Genomic DNA, 26,843 nt, shown 5'->3' with positions numbered 1-26,843 from the left:
GGAATTAATCATGCAAATAAAAAAATTATACTTAAGCTTATCAGCAGCTGCATTGGGGTTACTGTTGTCTGTGTTTACGATAAACAGAGTGCAAAATTTACCTCAAGTCTCTGATCCTGTCATTGTAACCTTACCGGCTCCTTTAACTGCGTTAAATAAAGATTATACGCTTGATATTAATCAATCACTCGATGTGTCAGAGCAAGTGTTGGGTAATAATAAGCTACTTTTAATAAAAGGAAAGCTACTCAAAGAAGTTAAATACAGCCTGCAGGAAACAGGTTACAAAAATAGCGTTTATCGCGCTACTTTGGGTTTAAATGCAACGCAATATAAAGCGCATTTTGAACTTGCTCCAAAACTTGAGCGCTACCCTATACTAGATACTAAAGATCTGGACCTACCAGGATTTACATTTAGAGGGCAAACGAATGCACTTGCTATTTCGGCATTAGAAAATACAAATGTTATTGGGCTAAAGCAAAGCAATGGTTTTTATTGGTTTAATGATAGTCTTAAAGCCATTGTGCATAACGACAAGCATGCGCTTTTGTTAGCGCGTAAAAGTAAAACGTCAGTTAACTTTAATATTAAAGTGTTTGAGTTTGTACAATATCCAATCAATCGTTATTTTGTTCTCACAAATAAGTTAACTGATAACTCGGCCAGTGGTTGGGTTAAATCTGGCTACTACCCTGTATTTAGTAAGCAAGATTATGTGATAAATGTTCTGCAAAAAAAATTAGTATCTTGTAATTTACTAAAAAAAGATGATGTAGAGCAAGAGTTTAAGTGGGTTTACGCTAACGCATATCAGTACAAAGTAAGTCATCATGTTAGTAATTATTTTATGGATAAAATCGTTACTGAAGATTGCCGAGGCGCACTTAAGTCTTTATGGCATTCCCCATCAGGAAATGCTTTGCGAAAAAGAGTTGATTCAATCAATTTGGCCAATAGTAACAAGTTTATAATTGGTATTGAGAGTGCAATGAAGGCACATTTTCATGCTGAGGCATCACTTCTTCAACAAATTGAATTAAGTTTCGAAGATTTATTAACCGACTCTAATGAACCACTTACTTGGTATCGTGGCTTACAAAGTGCTCGTCTTAAATTTAACACTGATCGTGATATAACAATCTATGGCTTTAATAAGCAAATTAACCTAGAGCAAGGCTATTTAAAATCTCAAGTAAACATGTGCTTACCTAAACTCTGCGATGAAGACTTGCTTTATAAGTTTATTTTGGCGCCAAAAAGTGATTATGTTGTTATTAATGTACTGGCAAAAAGTAATATTAAATTAGTCAATCAATCGAATATTGCACTTGATGCTGCACCTCAGCCACATGAATATTTGTTTTTTTCAAAGCCAAGCGATAATGCTTTTAAAAAAGCACTAGGCACACACTCAATTGTAAAAGATCGCAAAGGTAAAAATATTTCAATCAATCAGCTACCAACGTTACTAGCTCCTTTTGGTGGCCGATTGCAAAGTGCGGGTAAGTCTAATGTTACGTTAACGTTAGATTTAGACCTGCATTTAAAGCTCCAAAATTCACTAGAACAATACGAAGATAAACAGGCTGCTCAAGCGATATCATTAACAGTGGTTAATGATGAAGGCGAAATTTTAGCATTGCCGCAAACCTCAAAACTTACAATTACTAATAACAATATTGCACGCCAGGGATATGCCCAGAGTTGGCAACAGAACGGGCACCCACTTACTATGCTGGCTGGTTTCCATGATGACTCGATAAAATCCACTTCAGGCTCTACCGTTAAGCTGCTCACTGCATTGGCATTGGTCGAAAAGTTGGGTGTAAATAATGACTATATATCTGGCCTAAGCCTTGCTAATTGGCAGAATCAAAAAGATGAGTTGAACATTTCCGTAGAGCATGGTTGTTACCCTTTCACGTATGATAATAAAAATGATAGGTATAGCTGTAGCAAAAATGCTGTTACCAATTTTATTTGGGATGGCCAAACGCAGACTATTTTTAACCGTATGGCGAGAAACAATGATAAAAATTACGGTCTAAACGAAGCGATGCGCGATAGTTTAAACGGCTACTTTGCTGCGCTGGGAGATCACTATCTTGCAGAAAGCTTAACCGAGCACTTGAGTTTTAGCACGTACGAAGCAGAAAGTTCACAGCTACGTGCATTGGCATCTCAATTCGGCTTTTATCAAAACATGGACTTAAGTGGTGGCTTATTAAAAGAAGCTGAACTGAAAGCTTCAATTTTAAATGTGCGGGCTAGTCGTTACAAAAATTACCGCAATAAAAATCAATTTCATCGCGCTTTAATTGGCGAGCAAACAACGGTCACACCGCTCCAAATTGCACAAATGACACTTGCATTTGCTAAGTCGGGTAAATCCAAAAAAGTCACACTTTTAAAATCAATTGAGGGCAAGCAGGCTGAAGCAGAAAAACTTAAGGTTAATGTGAGTGAGTCGAGTTTTAAACGTGTTAATGAGTCGCTACTCTTTGCTGCGAAAAGCAAAAGCTCACTGAAAGATTTTGATTTTGAAATGTTCGCTAAAACAGGAACAGGTGAGCGTGGCGATGAACATAATAATGCGTGGCTTACTGCTTGGTTTTATTATAACGATAAACCAGTCGTACTTGTTTGCCAGGCGCTAAAAACCAAAAAGGTGGGTGGCGAGATCTGTGGCCCAGTAATTAGTTCTGCAATTAAAGAGCTGTTGAAGCAATAATCTTGGCAAAAGCTAAGTTATTATTATTTAATTAGGAACATATGTAATGGCTAAGTTTTTTTCGTATATTGCGGTTTGTATTGCGCTTTTGCTGCCAACTTGGCAGCAAAAAGTATATCAGTTCGAAAGTACCACGCTTGATGGAAGCTCGCATACATTGGGTAAAGGGACCTTGCATAGCCCGAAAATGCGTATCCAGCACCTTACATTGGCAGCAAAAGGCAACAGTTTTGTTATTTTTGATTTGGCAGCTGACCGACGAGTTACTGTCAATATTGATGGTAAAAGCATTGATGCCGCCACAAAGGCGCTTGTGCCTGATGAGGTTTTATATACTTTAATTAATAACCAACAAGTGACTCTTAAATCTAAAGGAGCTAAGGGCGTCGAGGTTACAACGCCTTATGGTAAGTGGTTTTTTAATGGTGCATTAGAGCATGAGATTGAAGGCGTGCTTGCAAGTTGTAAAGGGCCATATTCACAGCAGAAATTTATTCACTCTTTAGCGCAGCATCGCGCTAAATTAGAACGAGTGTTTAAAACGAACAAGGTGCTTAGGGTTGGTGGGAGTTTTAATTGTGCAACTCAAGCTGCATTACTTGGCGAGGATAGAGCCTCTATTGTGTATATTAAGGGTTATGGTTGGTTATTAACCTCAAAAACGCCTCACAAAATATTTTTGAAAAAAGACGGCGAGGCTAACTGGCAGCCACTGTCTGATTTTGCGTTATTTAATGAGGGGGTTTTTACTGCTGGTGTAACAACTTATAAAGCGAAATTTAATGCAAATAGTGGCAAAACCACAATACATGCAATAGCAAGTAAACCTCTTTCAACTTTTAATCATGAAGTGCCTGCTAATGAAAAATGGCAGCCATTAATCCCTGCTTACGATGAATTTTCAGTTTTAAGTGTCAAAAGACTCTGGTTAGTTATTGGTGTTGGCTTTATAGGTTTGGTTATAGCTCTATATTACTGGCGTTCTGTACTTAGTTCCTATCAAGTTGTTGAGTTATTATTCTCTGCTAGCTGCTTTGTTGCAATTAGTTTGTTCGCACTTGAAGCGCTCCGTTATTCTTTCGCTTTATATGTTGCATTATTTGCTGCATTGATTGTCATGAGTATATCTAAGACAAGACATTATGTATTTGTGTTATTTCTGATATTGGGCACATTAAATCAGTTGTTATTATCTTTGACCTCAGAGACTAATGCTCCATTCCTAAAATTTAACGAACAGGTTTTACTTGTCTCTGCTTTTTGTACTGCTGTAATATTTTCTACTCGATTAAAGCTTACGTTATTGTGTGTTTACAGAAGCCGCTATTTTCCTGGGGTTGTAAAAGTAACCGCTGGTTTGTTGTTATTGCTTATGGTTACCCATTTTCTTATTGGTTCTGAGGTTGGTATATCGGGTTTCATCAATCCTGCTGAGCTTCTAAAACCTGCAATCGCAGTGGTATTTGCATATCTTTTATCGCAAATGCTTCCGTTTCAGCAAAGCTATCTCAAGCGTGATTTAAAGCGCTTTACGCTTTGTTTCGCTTTAATTATTAGTTTCTCTTTTTTTTATATGGCTAGCTTGTCTGATCATTCGCCTTTACTAATTCTTATGGCTATGTTTTTTATGTCTTTTTTATACAGTGTTATTTTACTTTCATCTCGTGAGGATCGAAAAGTCAAAAAAACCTTACGGATTACACTAGGCATTACTTTTATTTCAAGCGTTGCTGTCATTTATTCAGTATTTACAGCTTTTAATCAAATTAGTATCGATACGTTTGCGTCTGCGGTCCCAGCTTTGGAGCGCATGAAAAGTTACTTGTTTAACGATTTGGCACTCATTAATGGGTACCAAATAAATGGCGCATTTCAGGCATTATCGGAAGCTGGCTGGTTACCTAATCATTGGGGAGCTGCGCTTAATTTACCTGCTATTCATAATGATTTTGCTATCACTCATGCTTTTTTTAAGCTTGGCTTGCTCCCTGTCAGTCTGTGTATCTCATTGCTGGTGGCATTTTGTATTTTTGCAATAGCCAATAGCCTAATTAATGCGTCTAACCTAGTAAACAGCAATGAAAAATTATTTATCGAGCGTATTCCAAAATTAGCGATCAATATTAGCGCGGGCATGCTATCAGCAGCCCTGTTAGCGCACGTAGCGATTACACTGGGTTCAAATATAGGGGTGCTACCTGTGATGGGTCAGCCTTTGGCCCTGTTTTCGTTTGCAAACTCGCACCTACTATTCTTGGCAACAGCATTAACAGTAATTAATGCGTCACTGGAGAATAAATATGCTTAATTTTATATCTTTGCCTTTTGATTGGCAGCACGTTTTGATGATAGGTGTGTTTGCTTTTTGTGCCTACATCATTTGGCAATTATTGGCACCTTATAAATTTAGACAGTCTTTTGGCCTGGTACATGGATGTGTGTTTTTGATCTGTGGTTATTTAATATGGACGCTTAGCTTTTTTCTTTTTGAGTCAGCTAAGCCTTTACCAACTATTGCGAAGGTGAGTGTTCAAAGTTCAAACAGTAAATCAGAAGCAATCATAATGGTTGCAAGGGCATCCTTACACATTCGTAAATGCGCGAACACAGCTTGTAATTCTATAGGTATTATTGAAAAGGGTGAGAAGCTTACGGTTATACTTGGTTTTGATGGTGATTGGGCCAAAGTTATATGTCCAGATTCAGGTTTTATAAATAGCTTGTGGTTGGAGGCGCCTAAGCTACAAGGAGACTCGCTATGAACATGACTGGCTATAAAAATGAATACATAGTAGTAAGTAAGTCAGGTTGTAACCCCACGTTATTAAAGGCCGCTAATCAAAGTGACTTACTTTATTTTTTATCTAAAAGTAAGTTAAATGCTTCCGACTACTTAGTTAATCACGATGGGTTTTATATTCATGAGCTAAAAAGTGAAAGCTTGGTGCCTAATTCAAACTATACACTCGTAGAAATTTTGGGTTTGGGTTCTTTTTCCAATGTGTTCTTGGGTTTGAATGCAGATAAAAATAGAGTTGCAATTAAACAACCGAAAAAATTAAGTGACATCCCTAAAGGTGAACAAAATAGTGTGATTTTAGAAATTAAAAATCAAATTCATGAGAACAGCTATTTTGACTTAGTTCAGGAAGGACTTGAAAAGTTAACGTACGAAAAGCTTACTATGATTCTTTATTACTGTCAGAAACAAAAGTCGCAGAAGTTGAGTAGACAATCACCACCACCTGGTATTTTGAAAGCGGTTGCTTTTAATGACTCAGATTTGTCTGTAATTTACCCTTTGGCTGGTAGAGGCTGGGTTGAGCAAGCAGGCTCATCTTTATATTCTTTGATAAATACCTTTTTTCAATTGGCTGAAGCATTAAGTTACTTACACGATTTAGGTATGTACCATAATGATATAAAAGTGAATAACATCGTAACAGGCCCAAATGGGCCGGCTTTTATTGATTATAACCTCAACGAAAAGGTGCGTGGAGTAAATCAATACTATAAAGTTGATGGTAATGAGCAAGATGAATTTACAGAGGTTTTTGCTCTTGGCTCTGTTTTTTATTTTTGTATTGCTAATGCAAAGCTATCAGCAAATAATAAATTAAGGGAATCATGCATGTCTGTTAAACAGCTATTACTATTGAAGCAAAGTTTACGTAATTTATGCAGTAGCAGTAACTATTCACATGCTTTTAAGCTTTTCAACCTAGTTAACAAAATGTTAAGCTCAAAAAATAGTAGGCCGACAGCTAAACAAGTTAAAGCTGAGCTAGCTTGCTTATTAATTGAATTCAAGGAATGAAACTATGCGCTGCTTAATTTACTCTGATCTACATTTAGAATTTGAACACGTTTGTAATGTCCCATTATTATCCTCTATACCTAGTCTCCCCGACCTTGATTTATTTGACGTTATTATTTTAGCTGGGGATATTGGCAAAATATACAGTGATAATGATCATCTTTACCATTTTTTAAGTTATTTAAATCAATTAGATAAACCAGTTGTTTTTGTTTTAGGTAACCACGAGTACTACGATTGTAAGGATGGGTGGGATGAAGCGCCTGCATACCTTAAAGAGCAAGTTAAGGCTCTGAAAAATGTAAATGTTTTACATAAGGATACTTTCGAGTATAACAATTATACTTTTATAGGCGCTACGCTGTGGACTCGTTGTGGCGAGCAGGAGCAAAATAATGGTGAATATAGCCGTTGCTCTTCTGGATCTAATGACTTTTGCAAAATCACCAAAGCAAATGGTGAACCAATTACAGCTGATGATGTGTTTGCTCGGCATATTGATGAAAAAAAATACCTCAAGCAGCAGTTAGAGTTAGCTAATCTTGAAAATAGAAAAACGATTGTCGTTAGCCATATGAGCCCTTTGGCTGTAGATACTCTTGTTAAAAATGGTGTATGGCAAGATAGAAATATAGATAAGCGCCTCACTAACAAAGAAATAAAATCTCCCTTTAAATTTTATACTACAGATTTATCAGAGGAGTTGATCAGAAGTTATACGCCTTCGTTGCTGGTTCATGGGCATATTCATTACAGTTTAGATGTAATGGAATGCTCAACCAGGGTCGTTTGTAATCCCAGAGGCTATATAAAGGATAATCGCACAAATAAATCATTTTCTGATACAAAAATAATAGAAATTGGTACAAAACCAAAATTGCAGGAGCTTTATGATGAACCAACCCTCTTTGAATAGTGATTTAGTATTTAAACGATATAACCGAAGTGACTGTGTCGAGTTTCCTGTTATTACGGGTTTTAGTTTGTTTGCTATTACAAATAATGGGAGCTTATTACCAAGTAATGTGATGCTCGAAGGTAGAAACCTTATTAAAAAGCTCGCTTTTGGTAAAAATGAGCAAGAGGATGTTTGTTATATAAATAGCGGTGTACATAATCACAATGTATGCATGGAAATCGTTGTTAATGAAGGGAATTCTGAGAGATTATATACAGCTAATTTTGTAATTGGTTTTAAATTTCATCGCTCAAATATGGAATTGTTAGTAAATGAACAAGCCCATTTATACGAATTAACAGTAGATCAATTTTTAAAGAATACATTGTTAAAGGAAGAGTTAAAAGTAAGTTTAATCGGTTTAAAAACAGATAGAGCCAATACAAATGCCGATATACAGGGCTACTTAAGCTCTAAAGCCAAAAATATTCTCAATGAGCATAATGCAACGTTGACTAATTTTTCTATTATTTGTGAAGAAAAAAGAGATCATGAGCTTCTAATTGCTAAACAAAATTACAATCGTTTTATATTTGAAAAAGAGCTAAACGAGAAACTATTAGAGGCTGAATCACAGGCTGAGAGGGATGGTATAGCTAGGCACTATGAGTTAGAAGCTCATAAAAAAATTCAATCAGGCGAGTTTAATAAAAAAGTAATATTAGTGGATGAAAGTGTAGATACCCAAAAAATTGAATCAAGCTTGCGACTTGAACTTTTACAAATTGAAGGGAAAGCCAAAGTAAAACAGGCAAATCATGTTAACTACTTAATAGATATTCAAAGTAAAGAAGAAGCTACGTTAAGAGAGTTAAAGGCTAAAAAGAACACTAAGGTTACTGAAATAAAAACTGATGATGACATCGACGAGGCAGAGCACCACTCACGCTTAAATAGAGTAAATAGGCATGGAGAAATGCTATCACAAGTAGAAAAGTCATTTCCTTCAAGTAACGCTGAACCTGAGAGTAAAGCGCTCGCTGAAATAAATAGCGAGCCGTCTTATTTCTTGAAAAAGAACTCTATAAGTTTTGATGTATTAGCTGAGTCTGATTTTAGCGTGAAGGTAAATTCATTCGGTAGCTATTTTTGGGAGTTGTTGTGTGAAGAAAATAAATATGTAGCAGAAATGCTTCAAAAGAAGACTCTTGAATCGGTTTCATACGGTGAAAACTATCTACTCATTGACTCTGAGCTAAAAATGCTTATCTCGGTATTGAAACACTTAGCCAAACAAAAATGCTTTAAAAAAGGCACTGAATGCCATATTGTTTTTGGTAAGGCAAAAAGAAGTGAATCTAAATTTGATAAATTTAGAGGCGCAGAGTTTAATACGAAGCAACGTAATTCATTATTAATTTCTGTTTTACAGGAACATTATTTCATTAAGGCAGGAACGAATCATTTAGATAGTAAACATGCAAGAGTTTTGACTCTTAGGTTTACTGATAATACGTTTATCAAAATTAATTTAGATTATGGTTTTGGATTTTGGGTTAAAGATAGTCAAAGACTGCAGCTTACCGAGCAAGGTACACTTGAAAGATTGGTTAATAGTACACGGTATGATGCAGAAGATGTAAAAGAGTTTAACAACGTTAATTTTGATATAGTTCACCATCGGGAAGTGAAGTTTACTAAAATCACGATAGATGCTTGGCAGTTAGAAGTAATTAAACATAGCCAAAAAATTGGATTGTGTGATGGAATTTAAAATTTTTGAACAAGCTCAGGCTATTACTTACGAAGCTGCTTTGGTGGAGTTAACCAAAGGTCATAAGCAAAAACACTGGATGTGGTTTTTTTTTCCACAACTTGAAGGCATTGGAAAGAGTGAAATATCACAAAAATTTGCACTTGACGATATACAGCATGCGCGAGATTACCTAGCACACCCGCTTTTAGGTGAGCGACTCTTGAGGTTTACCGAAGTATGCTGCAGTCATGAGGGTTTAACAGCAAAAGATATTTTTGCTCATGATTCGATAAAATTTCATTCGTGTATGAGTCTTTTTGCGTTGTCACATCCTGATAATGAAGTATTTAATAGGGCAATAAAACAGTTTTTTGCAGGACTTTATTGTCAGAAAACATTGCAAATACTCAGAGACCATGGAGAGTTGGAGTACTAAGTTATTATGGTAAATAACCTAGTAACTGCTGGATCGACTCTGCTTCATCATTAAAAACTCTGATCCTAACAACAATCACAGAGCTAATCTCAATAACGGTAATAATCCCGCGCATCAAAAAGCGCAGGATAATCGTGGTAATTAGTTAAACTCGAATAATCCTAATTACCAAGGCAAAAAATAACGGAGGTACAGTGGGTACGGCTTTATAGCCGTACCTTTTTCATCCAGAGCAACTTTCGTATTACTGGTAATTTAGTAAAGGGAGGCGACATTAATACCAAAACCATACAAAGACCTGTTACCTCGACTCATAATACTCTTTTACCGCAGATGAGGTTTTTGGCGGCCAAACTTGGTTTGTAATGTAGCTATTGAAGTTAGAGATCCATTTCAAAACGGCTTCAGAGGTTTCGCTAAACGGTTGGAGTTGTGCCCTTAGTTCTGGTGTGTTTTGGATGTGCTCATTGGTCTTATCTTTTATCACTTTTGCAGCACGCGCTTGGCTATGCTTTGAATTCATATAGTTATTTTCGTATTCCCTTAAGACAAAAAACACAACCTCTTTTTGTTTATGAGCTTTGCTTTGACCACCTAGTCTGCCGCGTTCAATAGCTTGGGCATTTAAATATTTTAGCCCGCCTATTTTTTCAAGTTGAATTTGTGTTTGCTCGCGAATCATAATTTCAATTCGCTTTGCTTTTATAGCCAATCCCAAGTTTGGAATTCCCAGCCCTCTAAGTAAATCACCCGCATAATCAAAAATGTCTAAGTTATTATGATTGAGCTCATTTGCACCTAGCTTCGTATCAGCCTCACGATAATCTTCAATAACTTGTAGTATGGTACTTTCTTCTTGTAATACAGCTATAGAGTCCGTTTCTACGTGCCCAAGATAAGTCGTTACAGCGTAATTAATGAATTCATCAACCATTTTATTAAAGACATCCGTTGCTGCTGTTAGATTAGCGAGTTGTTGTATTTCCTCTACTAAATAGTCTTCAAGCTCATCCCGCACTAAATTTGTAAAAAACGCATCAGGTTCTTCTATATCTAAGGGGTGAACGAGTTGACCATCAATATAAATACTTTCAATTTCATTTGCAGTTGGTAGATCACTTGTCATAAAAACACCTCATTATGAAAAAATACACGGTTTAAAATCGCTGTAAAAAGCATAAATATTGCTTTGAATAGGAACAGCATCTATAATCTTCGAACATACACGATAATATACAACTGCTGAAAGTATTATTTGTTATTTTTCATTTGGTTAAAGTGCTTCAGACGGCGGTTCATATCCCTTTCCGACAGCGAATTGGTAGTACCACAGCCAGTACCATATTATGAAATTTAAAATATAGTAATCTCTTTAATAACATAGGGTTATTTGGTTGGTTGGGCTTCCCCCAGCTCCACCAATATCGGTTTTTAAATTCGTTGATTTAAAAACCCTAAAAAAACCGCAAATTTGAGTAATCGAATTTGCGGGTTTTTTTATGCCTGTTTTAAAGCGGCTATGTATTCAAAGGGGGGATAACTGTTAGCTCTTTTGGCTCTCGTAACTTGTTTTGTCTCATGGTAACTTTGCTAGCATGTTGTTGTATTGCTAAGTAGTGTTACATGGAATTTTTAGCCGGTGATTTATTAACGACGTTCAGCGTTATTGGGCTTATTATTTTGTCGGCTTTAACGTCGATGGTGTCGGCGGCTTTTGGGGCTGGTGGCGGGTTGATGTTATTGGTGGTGATGGCGTCGTTATTGCCGATGAGTATTGTGATTCCGGTGCATGGGTTAGTGCAATTGGGGTCTAATGCCAATAGGTTTATACTGACTTTTAAACACCTTGATAAAAGTATGTTTGTGTTTTTTTCGCTCGGTGGGATTATTGGTGCGCTTGCGGCGTCGTCTATTGTGGCACGTATACCACTTGAATTGATGAAAATTTTGGTGGCGGGGTTTGTACTTTATTTACTATGGGGCGTGACACCCAAGCTCCGCGAAACCTCAAAGTTATGGCGTTATATGGCGGGAGCTGTCACCACATTTTTATCTATGTTTGTTGGTGCAAGTGGCCCGTTGGTAGGCAGTTGTTTGTACGTTAACAATTACGATAAATTAAAGTATACCGCTACCTTCTCTGCTTGTATGAGTGTGCAGCATACTTTTAAAGCTATTTTGTATGGCTTTGTGGGGTTTTCTTTTTGGCAGTGGTTGCCGTTGGTGACGGCCATGATTATAAGTGGTGCGCTGGGTACTTGGCTTGGTTTAAAGCTATTACAGCGGATTTCGGCGGCTAAGTTTAAAGCTGTTTTTCGTACGGTATTAACGTTACTTGCGCTGCAATTAGCATGGCAAGGTTTTCAAGCGTTTTAGTTTAATTAGTTAAAGCGCTATAAGCCTAGGTTTTATAGCGCTTTATGCTACCAAGGTGGAAAAGTAGACTGTTTAGCAAATGTTATTTCTTCACAAGGTTAAAACTCATAATAAAGCGAGTCTATGGTTTAACCTTGAGGTTGAATTCATTCCTTTTCACACTATTCGACCATTCACTTTACCGGTTTGGTTTAGCTTTTTACTGATCAGAAGTTATATTGAATTTCAATAACACTCATCACGCCTTCTACAATGGTTTTCCACTCGCCGGTAAATTCTGCGCCGTATGAAGCAGCGATTGTTTTACCTATTTTTTGAGCTTCGTCGTTGCTCCAAAGTGGGCCGGCCAATACATTGGTTTTGAATGAGTTGCTACCAGTGTTTGTTACTTCAAGTTCAACTTCAACAACACTCATTTGGCTCTGTACTACGGTGTTCCATTGACCCGTCCATTTACCTTGGTGGGCAGCGGCTACGGCGGGGGCTTTTTCTTCAGCATCTTTTTGATCCCAGATTGGGCCTGCTGGGATATTCACTTTAAATGTACTCATAAATTTCTCCTTAAATTGTTTATTGAATAGGTTTTGAGCAAAGCTCATTGCTGTACTCAATATGGAGTATATGAATAACGTCAGGCTTTTCTATTACAGGGTATTACATTGTGTGGGCTTAGATTAGAGTGATTTTGGCAAGCTCGAATACGCAATTACGGCACCATCGCGCTGTGCAATATCTGGGTGGTGTAAGCTTTGCTGATACTGGCGGCAATAATTAACAGGGTTGCCATGATTAGCTAAAAATGGGTTGTTATTTGATGAGGCTAATACGTTCGCCCACCGTGCTTTTATATGTTCCGGAGGACTTGGTAATGTATTAAGAATCGCTATGGATGCTTCAAATTGACTATCGACTGCGAGCGATAGCATATCGTCATTGGCGGCTGCTAACCAACTTACGCCATTTTTACCTACACACAGCAATGGCATGTATGGCGCTAATGCAGGGCAAATGTCATTTTTATAGATGTCTACTTGCCAATATGAACGGGCAATTTTGGTAAATTGAGCAAAGCTGGTTATCGCTGAAAATTGTGATGTGGCGAGTGGTAACATTTCGACTCGTGGTTTATTTGCATTAACCGTGTCGTTGGCAACATCGATATACCAGGGGCCAAAAATCAGGGCATTTTGAAAATATTCATCCCGCAGTGAGCCCCATGCTTTTTTTATAACATGACCTTGCGAGATGCCATCTCTTAACAAACTTAATCCTGGTTTTTGGCTTTGCTGTAACGCTACCTGTAACAGATTAAACATCTCGTCACGAATTTCTCTACAACGGCCTATCGGGTATGGCTTATTTGCAAAGTGCGGCATTTTTGGTGCTAGGGTGAGGTCGGCCTGTAACCGCAACGTTGCTAGCTCATTGCAAATTAAAGCCAGATGTTGAGTGGTGAGATCTTTAAGCTGCAAGTTTGCCTCAACCTTAATGAATGTTTTCATCAGTTTAGACTACAAAGCCATTGTTTTCGATTTATTACAGCGTTGCTGTAATACGCTGTAATATTTTAAAACAAAGAATTTGTCTATCCTCAGTAAACATAGTTCAGGGACTGCTTAAATATGTTTACTCAGCCGATTACATTTACTCAATTACCTATCCCACTTAGTGAGTTTAACCTTGCTGATGACCTGTTAATTGCTGAGCAGTTAACTTGGATGGAGCATGTTAATACCGATGAATATCAGGGTAAGTGGGATGTGCTTGAGCTTAAAGTGCCTAAAGAGCATCGTTACAGCCATCGTATTTTGCAGGCATTCGCTATTGAAGCTGCATGTGAATGGATTGACGGACCCAATTTGGAGTTACTGAATGCATTTGAGAGTCTGCTTGCTAGTTTTGAGTGTGAGATTTTGTCGGCTCGTTTAATGCGTTTGCATCCAAATTCTTTTATCAAACCCCATCGGGATAACGGCTTGTGTATTGAAAAATCACAGCAGGCCCGTATACATATTTGTTTAGGTTACTCTGCCAATATTGAGTTTTATGTTGATGGCCACCGCGTGCCCATGAGCAATAATAGTGCATGGTATATAAATGCAGATGCTGTTCATAGTGTAAAAAATGCAGGCTCAACACCCCGTATAAATTTGGTTGTAGATTGTAAAGTAAATGACTGGCTTAAAGGGTTGATCTGGGCATTACATGATTCAACGCAATTCAATGTTAATGCAGGAGGTTGTGATGACAAACCCGCATTTGCCTAACTCAGCTACTGCTTATATGACAGAAGAGCCGATGGTTACGGGGCTACTAAACCAAGCATTACGTAACCAAATTCGTTCGCTTACTCAACAACCGACAACTGCAATAACCTTGCAGCAATCATTTATAGCCATTGCCAGCCAAGCTGTGGCCCAAGCTCATAATGATGCATTAACTAAGCGTTTATTTTCAGACGCTTATGAGCAAGCAATGCATTGCCTTAATCAAGCTCAGTTGCAAGAGTCAGAAATAACCGAGCAGTTTATTAATCAGCATGGTTTGGTTATGTCGGTTTTAAATTGCACCACCACAATTAAAGATGTGCACCGCAATAGCTGTTTTTATAAGGCAATATTTGAGTTGGTAACAGACTTATTAAAACGCAGTGCGCAGATCAATATTGCCTATCCGGCATGCGGGCCTTTTGCGCCGTTATTGCTACCCATTTTGTTATACATGGATAAACAAAACCTGATCTCGCCAAAAACAGTGCGAGTTTCACTTGTCGATATTCAACCCGGTGCTATTAAATCTCTTAATGCGTTAATAAATGAGTTAGAACTCAGTGATTATTTTGATGGCGTATTTTTAAGTGATGCAGTGTTATATCAAGGGGAAAAACCATACGATATTTTTATCGCAGAAGCATTTCAGCATGGTTTATCAAAAGAGGCGCATTTAAGTATTTGTAAAAACTTTGCGGCTCAATTAAGTAGTCACGGTGTGATGCTGCCTTGTAAAACCACTATTAATGCAGCATTAGTTAAGTGCCAACGTGAGTATATTGAACAATGGCAAACTTCAGCACAGGGGGAGGTGAGTGTTGAACCTAACCCAGAGGTGTTAAATGAAAGAATAGAATTAGGAAATGTACTGACCCTTGACCGCTATAGTTTATTAAACCTTGATATTCTTAATTTAGAACAGCAGCAGGTTGTGTGCTGTAACACATTAGCAATTCCTGAAAATACGCAAGAAGTAAGTGAGCATGTATTGGTGCTTTATGCCCAAGTGATGACTTATAACGGTCATTGGCTGACTCAATACCAATCAGGCATTACCCACCCATTACCTTTACTCAATGTATGTATCGATTTTGTGCCGCAAAGCTCAACCGCGGACGACTTACTACTGAATTCGACAGATAAAATTACTTTTTATTACAAGCTAACTGGATTAACTGGGTTTTTGCCAACTAAAGCCGAGCAACAGGTGAGTTATGCAGCAAGTTAATCGTGTTGTACTTTTTACTTCAAGTTGTTTGGCTATGCCTACAATCGATTTGCTGTTGCAAGCCAAACTGCTGGTTGCGGTGGTTTTTGTTGATGATGAAGCACAGCACCAACAACATGAGCTGCAACAGTTACACGCCCAATGTGAAGCATTAAATATAAGCCTTAGCAGTTGGAATAATAATGAGCAATTGATAGCACAACTTGACCAGTGGCATGCATCAATCGCAGTTTCGTGTTTTACAGCCAGAGCATTGGATGATGAGCTTATTAACTTTTTTCATGGCCAAGCTTATGGGCTGTGTTGTGGTCTGGCTAAGAGTCATCAATGGGCCAATAGTTTATATTGGCAAATTAGAACACTGCAAAATGAACTGCCTATCACTTTGCATAGACTCAACAGTAATGAAAATACAGCGCTGCAACCTGTTGCGATTCACCCGTTTGATACCTACCAAAGTTTGTCGTTACGAGTTGCCTCAGTATTAGCGCCTGCTTTAGTAAATGTAATGACGAAGCTCAGCACTATTACTTGGCAGCCATTAAATGAAAAGAATGACGCGTCAGATACTGCAAAGCCAATCACCCGTGAAGACATAACTTTATCTTTTAAAAATCATAGCGCTAATGATTTTGTTGCTGCAGCAAAAGCAGGTAACCCTCTATATGGAGGTTTTATTTTGGTAACTAAGCTTGGTGAATTTAATGTGCTGCAAGCTTCAACGATTGAGCAAAATGGGTTTATTGAGCCTGCGGGGACGATTTTAACTATCAATAAATCAGCAGGGTTAGTTGTACAAACTAAACAGGGAGCGGTGGCACTAGATATTATTTCTAGCCAGTTTGGTTGTATCTCTGGTTATCGGTTTGCATCTTTAGCGAATGTTAGCGCTGGAATGCAATTATAACTAACCTGAACTCTGGTTAAGAGATGTACTAATGTATTGATATTAAATCACAAATATATTTATTAGTCTCCAGCCGGAGACTTTTAGCGATAACAAGGCGAATTTACGCGTCAATAGCTAGCCTATTGCAAGTAAATTCAACGCAGTTAGCGTTGAAAGTAGCCGTTGGAGATAGATTTATTATCCAGAGTTTAGGTTAACCATATAAAATTTAGAGGAAATACATTATGAGTGCGGATCCATTTATTGGCGATGTAGAAATATTTGCGGGGAACTTTGCCCCAAGAAGCTGGGCTATGTGCGACGGGCAGTTATTGGCAATTAGTAGCAACACTGCGCTTTTTTCTATTATTGGTACTATTTACGGTGGTGATGGTCGTACTACTATGGCGTTACCTGATTTACGTGGGCGAGCCCCAATAGGCTTTGGTCATGGCCCTGGCTTAAGCAGTTATAAGCTTGGTCAAAAAGGAGGCGTTGAATCTGTACATATTTTACAACCCTATTTACCTTCAATGCAAAGCACAGTGTCATTGCCAAGTACTACGCAGTCAGTCTCAGTCAGTATTCCAGGACAAACCATAACCGATGTGACCGGTAGTGCAAATATTGCAACTACACAAAATGCTGATACAGGTGAGCCTGCAGCAGGTGCGGCATTGGCAACGGTTGTTGCTGGTGGCGGCCCTGATAAACAAGAACTGATCTATCAAACTGCGCCATCGTCCTTACTTAGTCTTGGTAATGTGAGTGTTGATTCGTTTGATATCCCAGCACAAGAGAATGTTGCATTAACATTGCCTGCTAATAGCTTGCAAGGGACAGCTTCTTTCCCTGGTGGTAACCAAGCTATGGATGTTCGCACACCCTATCTTGCAATGAACTACGTCATTGCTCTGCAGGGATTATTCCCGAGTCGGAATTAATTATTTATGCAGCATAATTATCATTTTATCGCAGGTTTGCCCAGAGCAGGCTCAACATTATTGGCGAGTATATTACGGCAAAACCCCGATTTTCACGCTGATATGTCAACGCCTGTTGCGGGCTTTGTCACTAACCTATTGGAACAAATGGGCTCTGGAAGTGAATTTGCTTCGAGTATTACTTCGGCCCAGCGGCTGAATATATGCCGTGCTGTTTGCTCTGGCTATTATCAGGACGTTGCAAAGCCAATAGTGTTTGACACCAACCGATTATGGACAGCAAAGCTTAACGTATTAAACACTTTATTTGGCAATGATTTTAAGGTGATTTGTTTAGTGAGAAACCCTGCATGGGTGATGGATAGTTTTGAGCGTATTTACAGGAAAAACAGCCTTGAGTTTAGTCGTATATATTCTGCAGCAGCACGGCAAAACGTGTATACCCGCTGTGAGCATATTGCGTCTAACCTTGGGCCGTTTGGTAGTGCGTGGGCAGCGTTAAAAGAAGGTTTTTATGGTGAGTTTTCAGAGCAATTGTTGTTGCTCGACTATGACTTGTTAGTGACTAAACCAGAAAATAGCCTAGCGCTGATCTATCAGTTTTTAGGCTTGCCTAGTTATCAGCATGACTTTGAAAATGTCAGCTATAACGCCAATGAATTTGATAAGAACTTAGGCGCAGAGGGATTACATGCGGTGAAGAAAAAGGTGGAATTCACTGGCCGCAAAACGGTGCTTCCCCCTGAATTATTTAAAAAATACAGCGATATGGCTTTTTGGTTAGATCCACAAGGCAGTAACGCAAGCTTGATCACGCAAAAAGCACCTTAACGTTTCAAATAAGTAGTACTAAAGCAACGCTTTATACAATATGGTTAGAGGACTAAACCAATGCTGCATTTCTCTTTATCCCCAATTTCTATCTTTGTCGGCTCTGCTCTGGGGCTTACTCAAGCGGCTGATGTTGTCGCTAGTGAATACGTTCAATTACCCGTGCAGCCTCAGCACAGCGTAAGTATGTTCAAGCCTAGTCAGGTTAACGCAGGTAAAGTAAAAAGTGAGCAATTGGTTGCGCCAAGCAAGAATGAGTTGGTGCTCGAAAGCGCCAATGTTATTAAGCATTTGATCATTATTGATGCAGCAGTCCCTGATAAAAGTTTACTTTACGGGCAGCGTCAGACAGGTACAGAAATTGTTGAATTACAAGCTGATGAGTCCGGTATTAAGCAACTTGAAGCACTACTGGTTGATTATCATGATCTACAGAGCGTGAGCATTTTTGCTCATGGGCGCAGTGGTGAAGTCATTCTTGGTAACAGCTCAATAAATACCGCGGTGGTTGAAACAAATACACAATTCATGCGGGCGTTTAAGGGGGCGGTTAGATCCGGTGGTGACATATTTTTTTATGGTTGTGATGTTGGCAAAGATACGCAAGGTGAGCAGTTTTTAACTATGTTTAATCAAGCAACAGATTTAGATGTTGCAGCTTCTGATGATTTAACGGGTAATGCTAGCAAAGGAGGTGATTGGGATTTAGAAATCGTCAAAGGCGACGTTGATTTTGCTAACCGACCTTTTTCAGAGCATGCACTACAGGACTTTTCAGATGTATTGGCGTTTGATGGCACATTAACATTTAGTAATATGCCTACCGGGTATGCGAATAGCAAAAGTTATCAAATACCGACGACTAGCTACAGTATTAAAGTTAAATCTGGGGCTGATGGTGTTAATGATTTATATAATTTTTCAACGGGCTATGTTTATATATCGACAGGCACGTCAACGCAGACTTACAGTAAAATATATTTCACAAATAACGAAGAGTTTAATCTATCTAGTCTACTTGTTTATAACTCAAGTGCCAGTAATAAAGTTATTCGGATCACATCAGATAAGGGAGGCGAAGCGGAAAGCGGGAGCTTAGGGAGCTACAGTGGTGAGACTGTCAATGTGTTTGGCGCGCCACTATTTACTGGAATAAAGTGGCTAAAAATATCTTATCCTGATAACTCACCTCTTGATTGGTTGAAAATAGACAATCTAGTTCTCAATAACTTGTCTGCACCACCTGTTAACTCTGTTCCCGTTGTTGATTTAAATGGAGGAGGAGCTGGAGCCGATAGTTCTGCTTCGTTTACTGAAGGCAGTGGTGCGGTAAATATAGCATCTAGCGCTAACGTAACTGATAGCGATGCAGACACAATAACAACAATAACGGTGTCATTAACTAACGACCAAGATGGTGCCTTAGAAGGGCTGAGTGTTTCAGCGGCGGCACAAAATGCACTTGGTGGTATATCAGGTGCCTCAGACATTACTCTGCAAGATACAATTTCTCTTACTGGTGCAAGCGCAAGTACCGCAGAGGTTGCTAGTTTTTTACAAGCAATAACCTATAACAACACCAGCTCTACACCCAATACCACAGCCAGAAATATCACAGTTGTCATTAACGATGGTACAGAAAGTAGTGTAAGCCGAAGTGCAAGTATCAGCGTTGCAAACGTGACCGCAGCAAGCTCAACAGCCGCTGGTTTTAATACTTCAAATGGCACAAATTTAAGCCCTGCAATCACGTTTAGTAACGACAATGAAACTCTAACTATTAGTAACGCATTACATATTGCGGGATCAACCGCCGATGGTGGCGGTGGAACAGACACTATCAATATTAGTGATGGTGCTGACCTTACCGGTTTTGCATCGTTGACCGGTTTTGAAACCCTCACACCCTATAACGATGGTTCATTGACTTTAAGTGAAACGCAGCACGAGAGTTTCACCACCATAAATGGCACAGGTACAAATCAGTTCACTATCTCTAGTGCGAATGGCGATCAAACACTCACTGGCGATGCAGATATTGAAACCTATGTGCTTGGCGCAGCAATGACCTTTACTCTTGGTAGCACAGCGCAAAATGTAACGGGTAGCAGCGCAGATGATACGGTTAATATTAATGGCTTTACAGTTACTGGAACACTAAACGGTGCTGCAGGCACCGATGTATTACAGGTCGGCGCTGGGGCTGATTTTAGCGGTGCAACAATTTCTGCTTTTGAATCGTTAACGCTTGCCAGCGGTGCAAGTGTAACGATGACCGAATTGCAGCACGATAATTTTTCAACGTTTACGGCACCGGGTAGTGAAACAATAACTATTAGTTCAGCAACGGATGGACTAGTAGGTAACAGTGCGATTGAAACGTATGTGCTTGCTGCGGCAAATACATTCACTCTTGGCGCTGTGGGGCAAAATTTTACGGGTAGTACAGGGGATGACTCTCTTAATGTGGGGTCGTTTGCTGCAACGGGTATTTTAGCGGGCAACACCGGTACTGATACGTTATCTATTGGTAGTGGTGGCAGTATTGTTGGTGCCACGATTAGCGGCTTTGAAAACTTGGCTGTAGCCAGTGGCGGTTCAGCAAGTATTGCTGCATCACAATTAGCATTGTTCTCCGGTACGGTAATAGGTAGTGGCACAGAGACACTGACTATTTTAGGTGACGGTAATTTTGCAACAGTCTCTGCAATTGAAAACTATACAATAGCTGATGACAGCAGCAACGCGCGAACGGTTGCTATCAGTAGTGCAGGGCACTCAGTAACAGCGAGCTCAGCAAGTGATGCTATTACGTTTGATATTGGCACACTAGCTTATTCGGGAACAATTACCGGCGAAAATAGTGTTGCTGATACGTTATCGATGAGTAATGGCGCAAATATTAGTAACGCGACCATCAGTAATGTGGCTAATTTAACACTTGCATCGGGTGCATCAGTGTCGATGACGGCCAGTCAGCATGGCAACTTTACAGGCACCATAACAGCACCAGGCTCAGAAACCATTACTATCACCGGTGATGGTGATTTTACAACGTTAACTAGTATTGAAAGCTACGATGTAGCTGATGACAGTACAAATACCAGAACCATCATCGTATCAACGGGGACGACTAATGTAACCGCCGGTTCATCGACAGATGCAATCACTTTTGCAATTGGTAGCAGCGCATACACAGGCACCTTAATTGGTGAGAATAGTGTTGCAGATAAAGTACAAGTAACTGATGGTGCGGACATTAGCGGCGGTGGATTTTTAAATATAGGCACTCTTTCGTTAGCTAGCGGCACAACAGTGGCTATTGATGCGGCTAATATTGGTAACTTTAGCACTGCGATAATGGGGAGTGCGGGTACTGAAACACTGAAACTGATGGACGGTGGGGCGTTTGATTTCACAAGTACTTCAGTGTCTGCGGTTGAAACAATCGCAATAGGGACTGACAATAATACGACGATAATTTTAACTGATAATTTTAATGCAAATGGCCAAACTGTATCAGTAGCAAATGCGAGTGGCGGCGCAATTACAGCGGATCTAACAATAAATGCTTCAGCTTTTAGCAGTGACGTATTAACGATTTCGGCCAGTAATTTTAATGGCGATGATACTATTACTGGTGGTAGCGGCGCAGATACCATTCGCCCTGGCGGTGGTACTGATTCGATGACAGGCAATGCCGGTAACGATAACTTTGTTGGTAGTGTGGCACAATTATCAGGGGATACAATCACTGATCTAGCCGTAGGTGATACCTTAACTATTATTGGTGTGACAGGGCTTTCAAGTGCCAATGTACGATTTAATGGCACCAGCACATTAGAAGTTGATACAGATGCCACTGATTTTAACATTTCAGAGCTTACGCTGGCGCTAAGTAATTCACCTGCGGCAAATTTAGCTTTAAGCGTGGCTGAGAGTGGGAGCGATACTGTAATCACTTTTGTTGAGCCAAATAGCGCTCCCGCATTTAGTAATTTGAATGGCGGTGCGACCTTTACTGAAAATGGTCCGGCGATTGTTATCGACTCTGATGTGACGATTGCTGATACTGAGCTTGATGCTCTTAATGGCGCGATAGGTAATTATAATAATGCCAGCTTAACCATTAGTCGAAACGGTGGAGCAAGTACGCAAGATGTTTTTGCGAACAATAGCTTATTGGGGGTGCTAATTGAAGGGAATACATTTACTTATAATTCGACCACAGTCGGAACGGTAACCACTAACTCATCGGGTACGTTAGTACTGACCTTTAATGCGAATGCGACCTCTGCCATTGTCGACTCAGTGCTGCAAAGTATTACCTACCAAAACAGTTCAGAGTCACCATCATCATCAGTGACTTTAGATTATGTTTTTAATGATGGGATAGCAAACAGTACGGGCACAAATCAAGCTGTAGTGAACATTACAGGGCTAAATGATAGCCCAACTGATATTTCTCTATCATCGGCAAGTATCAATCAATCATCAACTGGAGTGGGGGCTAATCTAGGATCGCTTTCTACCTCAGATGTAGATACTAGCGACAGCCATAGTTATACGTTTGTAAGCTCAGGTGCAAGTGTAAGCGGCACATGTAGTGCTGATACAAACAATAGCAGTTTTCAAATCAGTGGCAGCTTAATTCAAACGCAAGCGGCACTAAATGCAGGAAGTTACATTATCTGCGTACAAAGTAATGATGCAACGACCACTTTTCAAAAAGCGTTTACTATCACTGTTACTGATGATGTTGCGCCTAATGCACCTTCAACTCCTGATTTAGACGCGGCTTCAGATTCCGGAATATCAAATACAGACAATATTACCAGTGATACCACGCCAACATTTAGTGGTACTGCTGAGAGTGGCTCAACGGTTGCTTTGTATAGTGATCAAGTTGGTGGCGGAGCAACAATAATAGGAACAGGTACAGCGATTGGTGGTAATTGGCAGATCACAACCAGTGCTTTAACTAGCGGTTTAGACCATGCTATTTCAGCAAAAGCAACTGACGCTGCAAGTAATGTGAGTAGTAGTTCAGGTGCGTTGACTATAACAATAGACACTGCTGCGCCGATGGCACCGAGTTCGCCAGACTTGTCAGCAGCAAGTGATAGCGGTGCTTCTAACACAGATAATATTACAAACGATACCACACCGACCTTTACGGGAACCGGTACTACTGGTGACACCATTACGCTTATTTCAAGTATTGATGGCTCAATAGGGAGCGCAGTTGTTATTGGTGGAGTATGGAGTATCACAGCAAGTTCAGCTATGTCCAGTGGCTCGCATGCCATTATGGCGCGTGCGACGGACTCTGCTGGTAATATTACCAATGGTACGAGTACTACAATAACCATTGATACGAATGTGAGTACTCCGAGTATTACCACGCCCATTGAAGTAGATGGGCGGATCAATGCTGTAGAAGATGGGCATGTGCTTATTCAAGGCAGCGGTGCTGATTCTGGCGCTACGGTTAACGTGACTATCAGCGATGGCGCGAATAGCTTATCGCGCAGTGTGATAGCTGATGGCTCTGGTGCATGGACTATCAGTGGTAATGAGTTTGATGTGAGCAGCTTTAACAATGGCACGCTCACCGTTAGCGCCACACAAACTGACACGGCGGGTAATACTTCCAGCGCAGCCAGTACCTCCGTTATTTTAGATAACGCTGCACCAAGTGCTTTGACGATTGCCACCCCGATTGAGAGTGACGGCATAGTCAATGCAGCAGAAGATGACAGTGTGTTGATCACCGGCTCTGGGGCAGAAGCCAATGCCAGCGTGAGCGTCACTATCAGCGATGGCGCGAATAGCTTATCGCGTAGTGTGACGGCTGATGGCTTTGGTGCATGGACTATCAGTGGTAATGAGTTTGATGTGAGCAACTTTAACAATGGCACGCTCACCGTCAGCGCTACTCAAAGTGACGCGGCGGGTAACACGTCAAGTGCAGCCAGTACCTCGGTGGTTTTAGATAACTCAGCGCCAAGTGCAGTGATCATCACTACGCCGATTGAGGGCGATGGCATAGTCAATGCGGCAGAAGATGACAGTGTGTTGATCAGCGGCTCTGGGGCAGAAGCAGGTGCGACTGTTAATGTAAATATTGCAGGGGTCAGCCGTACAATAACGGCAGATGGCAGTGGTAATTGGTCTCTTAGCGGCAGCGAGTTGGATATCAGCGGCTTGACTAATGGCTCATTAACGGTATCAGCAACGCAAACGGACAGTGCTGGTAATACTTCACCGGCTGCAACTACTAGTATTACATTAGACAATATAGTGCCTACAGGGCATGCTGCGAGTGTTGATCAGAGTGTAATAAATGCCAGTAATGAATCTGCAATGAGTGCTTCTTTGTCTGGTTTGGAAGGGACTGGCACAATTAGCTATCAAGTAAGCGACGGCAGTAATTCAATCAGCGGTACGGCAACTATTAGCGCAGCAACGCTGCAAATTACAGGTCTTGATGTGACCTCATTGGCTGAAGGAACGTTAACCTTCTCAGCAATAGTTACAGACACCGCAGGTAATGCTAGCCCTGCTGTTACTGCGACAGTAACCAAGCAATATAATGTTGCGCCAGTTTTAAGTGGAACACCTAGTACAACAACAGCAGAAGATGCAGCTTATAGCTTTACACCAACACTGACCGACAGTGATACTGGCGATACTCATACCTTTAGCATTATCAACAAACCAAGCTGGGCGAGTTTTAATACCAGCACAGGTGAGTTATCGGGCACACCGGATAACAGTGATGTGGGCAGCTATGCAAATATTACCATCAGTGTGAGCGATGGCACGGCCAGTGCCAGCTTAGCGCCGTTCACGTTAGAGGTAACCAACACTAACGATGCGCCTGTTGGACAGAACTTTAGCTTTAACCTTGATGAAGGCGCAACACTCACGGTGGCGCTGGCCAATGGCTTATTGAGTAATGCCAGCGATGATGACACTGGTGATACCCTGACAGCGGTCGGGGTGAGCCAACCGCAATTTGGTAGCTTAACGCTGAGCGGTGACGGCAGCTTTAGTTATCAACATGATGGCAGTGAAAACCATAGCGACAGCTTTACCTTCCAAGTACGTGACAGCGATGGGGCATTATCGGCGGTGCAGACAGTGACACTAACGATAGCAGCGGTTGCCGATGCGCCAATAGCCATGGACGACAGTGCAACAACGGATGAAGATACTGCCGTTAACTTTAGCTTGGTAGCGAATGACCTTGATGCTGAAGATGATTTGGTGGCGGCCTCAGCGGCGATTGTATTACCCGCAAGCAAAGGCTCAGTGAGTATTACTAATGGCATTGCCACGTATACACCGAACGCCAATGAAACCGGGGTTGATACCTTTACCTACACGGTTAAAGATGCGGCGCTGAATACCTCAGCCGCGGCCACAGTGACAGTGACCATTACCCCAGTGAATGATATTCCTGAGGTACAGGCGCTCAATATCAATGTGGATGAAGATACGCCTTCAACAGCAACGGCGCTGCGCAGTTTAGCAACGGATGTGGAAGACACCACACCCACAGGGGATATCTCCCTTGTCAGCGGGCCAACGTCAGGGCAAGTGGTGTTAGACCAAGCCGCGGGCACCTTTGTGTATACCCCAGATGCGAATGTGACAGGGCAAGACAGTTTTACCTATACGATTACCGATAGCGAAGGTGGGGTGTCATTACCAGGCGCTGTTACGGTAAATATCGGTGCAGTGAATGACCGTCCTGTAGTCGTGAATGATGCAGTGACAACCGATGAAGACACGGCGACAACGATAGCTATTTTAGCCAACGACTCAGACGTGGAAGACAGCGGCTTTAATGCGGCGAACGTTAGCTTAGAGAGCAAAGGCTCAGGCGCCGGCATGTACGACTTTGCGGACGTGAGTGTTAACCTTGATGGCAGTTTAGCGATAACACCTAAACAAGATGTCAACGGCGAGTTTAGCTTTACCTACACACTCACTGATAGTGAAGGCTTAAGCTCAACGCCAGCGACCGTGACACTGACCATTAATGCGGTGAATGACGCCCCCGTTGCCATGGACAACACCGCGCAACTACAAGAAGAAGGCTCATTTGAGGTCAACGTGCTGGGTAACGACAGCGATGTGGATACTGGCGACAGCTTAGATGTCAGCAGTGTCAGCATCGTCACAGATGCTGACAATGGTCAAACCCAAATCACCGCAACGGGCGCGATTATTTACACCGCCAATGCTGATTACTTCGGCAGCGACAGCTTCACTTATACTGTTAAAGACAGTAACGGCGCAACCTCCAACGTGGCTACTGTGACCATGACGGTTAACCCAGTGAATGACGCGCCAGTCGGCCAAGCACAAATCTTGGCACTCGATGAAGACGCCAGTTTATTGATCACTTTACTTGCCACCGACATTGAAAACGACAGCTTAACTTATCGCATTGACAATGATGTAGCACAAGGAACTTTAGTACAGCAAAGCAACGACAGCTGGTTATATACACCAAACGCTAATTATAACGGCAGTGACAGCTTTAGCTTTATTGCTAATGATGGCGAGTTAGACTCAGCCCCAATGAGCGTAAACTTGACCGTCAATGCCATCAATGATGCACCGGTTGCCAGCAATGATACCGTGTCCGTT

17 protein-coding genes are annotated in these 26,843 nt (G+C 40.7%); 14 read left to right on the top strand and 3 right to left on the bottom strand.

Going from position 1 to position 26,843, the window contains the following annotated elements; translation table 11 throughout:
* Positions 1-10 precede the first annotated feature (10 nt).
* The 7 genes from AAEU30_RS01865 (at position 11) to AAEU30_RS01835 (ending at position 9,641) form a co-directional block, all read left to right on the top strand.
* Positions 11-2,734, top strand: coding sequence for a penicillin-binding transpeptidase domain-containing protein (locus AAEU30_RS01865; protein ID WP_421959052.1), 2,724 nt, complete (start codon positions 11-13; stop codon positions 2,732-2,734).
* Positions 2,735-2,780: 46 nt separating this feature from the next.
* The gene (locus AAEU30_RS01860) at positions 2,781-5,042 is read left to right on the top strand and encodes a hypothetical protein (RefSeq protein ID WP_421959051.1); all 2,262 of its coding nucleotides are present in this window, start codon (positions 2,781-2,783) and stop codon (positions 5,040-5,042) included.
* Positions 5,035-5,496 carry an SH3 domain-containing protein gene (locus tag AAEU30_RS01855; RefSeq protein WP_421959050.1) on the top strand — a complete coding sequence of 154 codons (462 nt, stop codon included), beginning with the start codon at positions 5,035-5,037 and terminating at the stop codon, positions 5,494-5,496. The genes AAEU30_RS01860 and AAEU30_RS01855 overlap by 8 nt, the downstream gene beginning before the upstream one ends.
* Before the next feature lie 182 nt (positions 5,497-5,678).
* A complete protein-coding gene (locus AAEU30_RS01850; RefSeq protein ID WP_421959049.1) occupies positions 5,679-6,551 on the top strand; it encodes a protein kinase domain-containing protein in 873 nt (290 codons plus the stop codon).
* A 4-nt stretch (positions 6,552-6,555) separates the two neighbouring features.
* Complete coding sequence (locus AAEU30_RS01845; protein ID WP_421959048.1) at positions 6,556-7,467, top strand: metallophosphoesterase; 912 nt, start codon at positions 6,556-6,558, stop codon at positions 7,465-7,467.
* Positions 7,442-9,223 carry a hypothetical protein gene (locus AAEU30_RS01840; RefSeq protein ID WP_421959047.1) on the top strand — a complete coding sequence of 594 codons (1,782 nt, stop codon included), beginning with the start codon at positions 7,442-7,444 and terminating at the stop codon, positions 9,221-9,223. The genes AAEU30_RS01845 and AAEU30_RS01840 overlap by 26 nt, the downstream gene beginning before the upstream one ends.
* On the top strand, positions 9,213-9,641 hold the full coding sequence (locus AAEU30_RS01835) for a DUF1810 domain-containing protein (protein WP_421959046.1): 429 nt from the start codon (positions 9,213-9,215) through the stop codon (positions 9,639-9,641). The genes AAEU30_RS01840 and AAEU30_RS01835 overlap by 11 nt, the downstream gene beginning before the upstream one ends.
* A gap of 301 nt (positions 9,642-9,942) precedes the next feature.
* Here AAEU30_RS01835 and AAEU30_RS01830 read toward each other — a convergent pair whose 3' ends face one another.
* The gene (locus AAEU30_RS01830) at positions 9,943-10,767 is read right to left on the bottom strand and encodes a hypothetical protein (RefSeq protein ID WP_421959045.1); all 825 of its coding nucleotides are present in this window, start codon (positions 10,765-10,767) and stop codon (positions 9,943-9,945) included.
* Between the two features lie 497 nt (positions 10,768-11,264).
* Here AAEU30_RS01830 and AAEU30_RS01825 point away from each other — a divergent pair, with 497 nt between their 5' ends.
* The gene (locus AAEU30_RS01825) at positions 11,265-12,017 is read left to right on the top strand and encodes a sulfite exporter TauE/SafE family protein (RefSeq protein ID WP_421959044.1); all 753 of its coding nucleotides are present in this window, start codon (positions 11,265-11,267) and stop codon (positions 12,015-12,017) included.
* A 206-nt stretch (positions 12,018-12,223) separates the two neighbouring features.
* Here the strand turns inward: AAEU30_RS01825 and AAEU30_RS01820 are convergent, their stop codons facing one another.
* Positions 12,224-12,568 carry a mannan-binding lectin gene (locus AAEU30_RS01820; RefSeq protein WP_087532112.1) on the bottom strand — a complete coding sequence of 115 codons (345 nt, stop codon included), beginning with the start codon at positions 12,566-12,568 and terminating at the stop codon, positions 12,224-12,226.
* A 123-nt stretch (positions 12,569-12,691) separates the two neighbouring features.
* Positions 12,692-13,519, bottom strand: coding sequence for a hypothetical protein (locus AAEU30_RS01815; RefSeq protein ID WP_421959043.1), 828 nt, complete (start codon positions 13,517-13,519; stop codon positions 12,692-12,694).
* A gap of 120 nt (positions 13,520-13,639) precedes the next feature.
* Here AAEU30_RS01815 and AAEU30_RS01810 point away from each other — a divergent pair, with 120 nt between their 5' ends.
* From AAEU30_RS01810 to AAEU30_RS01785, 6 genes are all read left to right on the top strand, one after another.
* Positions 13,640-14,284 carry an aspartyl/asparaginyl beta-hydroxylase domain-containing protein gene (locus tag AAEU30_RS01810; RefSeq protein ID WP_421959042.1) on the top strand — a complete coding sequence of 215 codons (645 nt, stop codon included), beginning with the start codon at positions 13,640-13,642 and terminating at the stop codon, positions 14,282-14,284.
* Positions 14,262-15,515 carry a hypothetical protein gene (locus AAEU30_RS01805; protein WP_421959041.1) on the top strand — a complete coding sequence of 418 codons (1,254 nt, stop codon included), beginning with the start codon at positions 14,262-14,264 and terminating at the stop codon, positions 15,513-15,515. Before AAEU30_RS01810 ends, AAEU30_RS01805 begins: the two co-directional genes overlap by 23 nt.
* On the top strand, positions 15,502-16,422 hold the full coding sequence (locus tag AAEU30_RS01800) for a hypothetical protein (protein ID WP_421959040.1): 921 nt from the start codon (positions 15,502-15,504) through the stop codon (positions 16,420-16,422). The genes AAEU30_RS01805 and AAEU30_RS01800 overlap by 14 nt, the downstream gene beginning before the upstream one ends.
* 227 nt (positions 16,423-16,649) lie before the next feature.
* Complete coding sequence (locus AAEU30_RS01795; RefSeq protein WP_421959039.1) at positions 16,650-17,348, top strand: phage tail protein; 699 nt, start codon at positions 16,650-16,652, stop codon at positions 17,346-17,348.
* A 6-nt stretch (positions 17,349-17,354) separates the two neighbouring features.
* Positions 17,355-18,179 (top strand): sulfotransferase, encoded by an 825-nt coding sequence (locus tag AAEU30_RS01790; protein WP_421959038.1) that lies wholly within the window; start codon positions 17,355-17,357, stop codon positions 18,177-18,179.
* A gap of 60 nt (positions 18,180-18,239) precedes the next feature.
* On the top strand, positions 18,240-26,843 hold an 8,604-nt coding region (locus AAEU30_RS01785; RefSeq protein WP_421959037.1), incomplete at its 3' end, for a tandem-95 repeat protein.

The organism is Pseudoalteromonas mucoides (assembly GCF_049257175.1).
Lineage (GTDB): Bacteria > Pseudomonadota > Gammaproteobacteria > Enterobacterales > Alteromonadaceae > Pseudoalteromonas.
The sequence above is the reverse complement of the archived record's forward strand: the minus strand, read 5'-3'. Positions and strand labels throughout refer to the sequence as shown.

Excerpts from the sequence above, each read along its gene's own strand:
- AAEU30_RS01825 (WP_421959044.1), top strand. The coding sequence starts at position 11,265 with ATGGAATTTTTAGCCGGTGATTTATTAACGACGTTCAGCGTTATTGGG.
- AAEU30_RS01815 (WP_421959043.1), bottom strand. The coding sequence starts at position 13,519 with ATGAAAACATTCATTAAGGTTGAGGCAAACTTGCAGCTTAAAGATCTC.
- AAEU30_RS01795 (WP_421959039.1), top strand. The coding sequence starts at position 16,650 with ATGAGTGCGGATCCATTTATTGGCGATGTAGAAATATTTGCGGGGAAC.
- AAEU30_RS01830 (WP_421959045.1), bottom strand. The coding sequence starts at position 10,767 with ATGACAAGTGATCTACCAACTGCAAATGAAATTGAAAGTATTTATATT.
- AAEU30_RS01820 (WP_087532112.1), bottom strand. The coding sequence starts at position 12,568 with ATGAGTACATTTAAAGTGAATATCCCAGCAGGCCCAATCTGGGATCAA.
- AAEU30_RS01810 (WP_421959042.1), top strand. The coding sequence starts at position 13,640 with ATGTTTACTCAGCCGATTACATTTACTCAATTACCTATCCCACTTAGT.
- AAEU30_RS01835 (WP_421959046.1), top strand. The coding sequence starts at position 9,213 with ATGGAATTTAAAATTTTTGAACAAGCTCAGGCTATTACTTACGAAGCT.
- AAEU30_RS01845 (WP_421959048.1), top strand. The coding sequence starts at position 6,556 with ATGCGCTGCTTAATTTACTCTGATCTACATTTAGAATTTGAACACGTT.
- AAEU30_RS01855 (WP_421959050.1), top strand. The coding sequence starts at position 5,035 with ATGCTTAATTTTATATCTTTGCCTTTTGATTGGCAGCACGTTTTGATG.
- AAEU30_RS01800 (WP_421959040.1), top strand. The coding sequence starts at position 15,502 with ATGCAGCAAGTTAATCGTGTTGTACTTTTTACTTCAAGTTGTTTGGCT.
- AAEU30_RS01840 (WP_421959047.1), top strand. The coding sequence starts at position 7,442 with ATGATGAACCAACCCTCTTTGAATAGTGATTTAGTATTTAAACGATAT.
- AAEU30_RS01790 (WP_421959038.1), top strand. The coding sequence starts at position 17,355 with ATGCAGCATAATTATCATTTTATCGCAGGTTTGCCCAGAGCAGGCTCA.
- AAEU30_RS01865 (WP_421959052.1), top strand. The coding sequence starts at position 11 with ATGCAAATAAAAAAATTATACTTAAGCTTATCAGCAGCTGCATTGGGG.
- AAEU30_RS01860 (WP_421959051.1), top strand. The coding sequence starts at position 2,781 with ATGGCTAAGTTTTTTTCGTATATTGCGGTTTGTATTGCGCTTTTGCTG.
- AAEU30_RS01805 (WP_421959041.1), top strand. The coding sequence starts at position 14,262 with ATGACAAACCCGCATTTGCCTAACTCAGCTACTGCTTATATGACAGAA.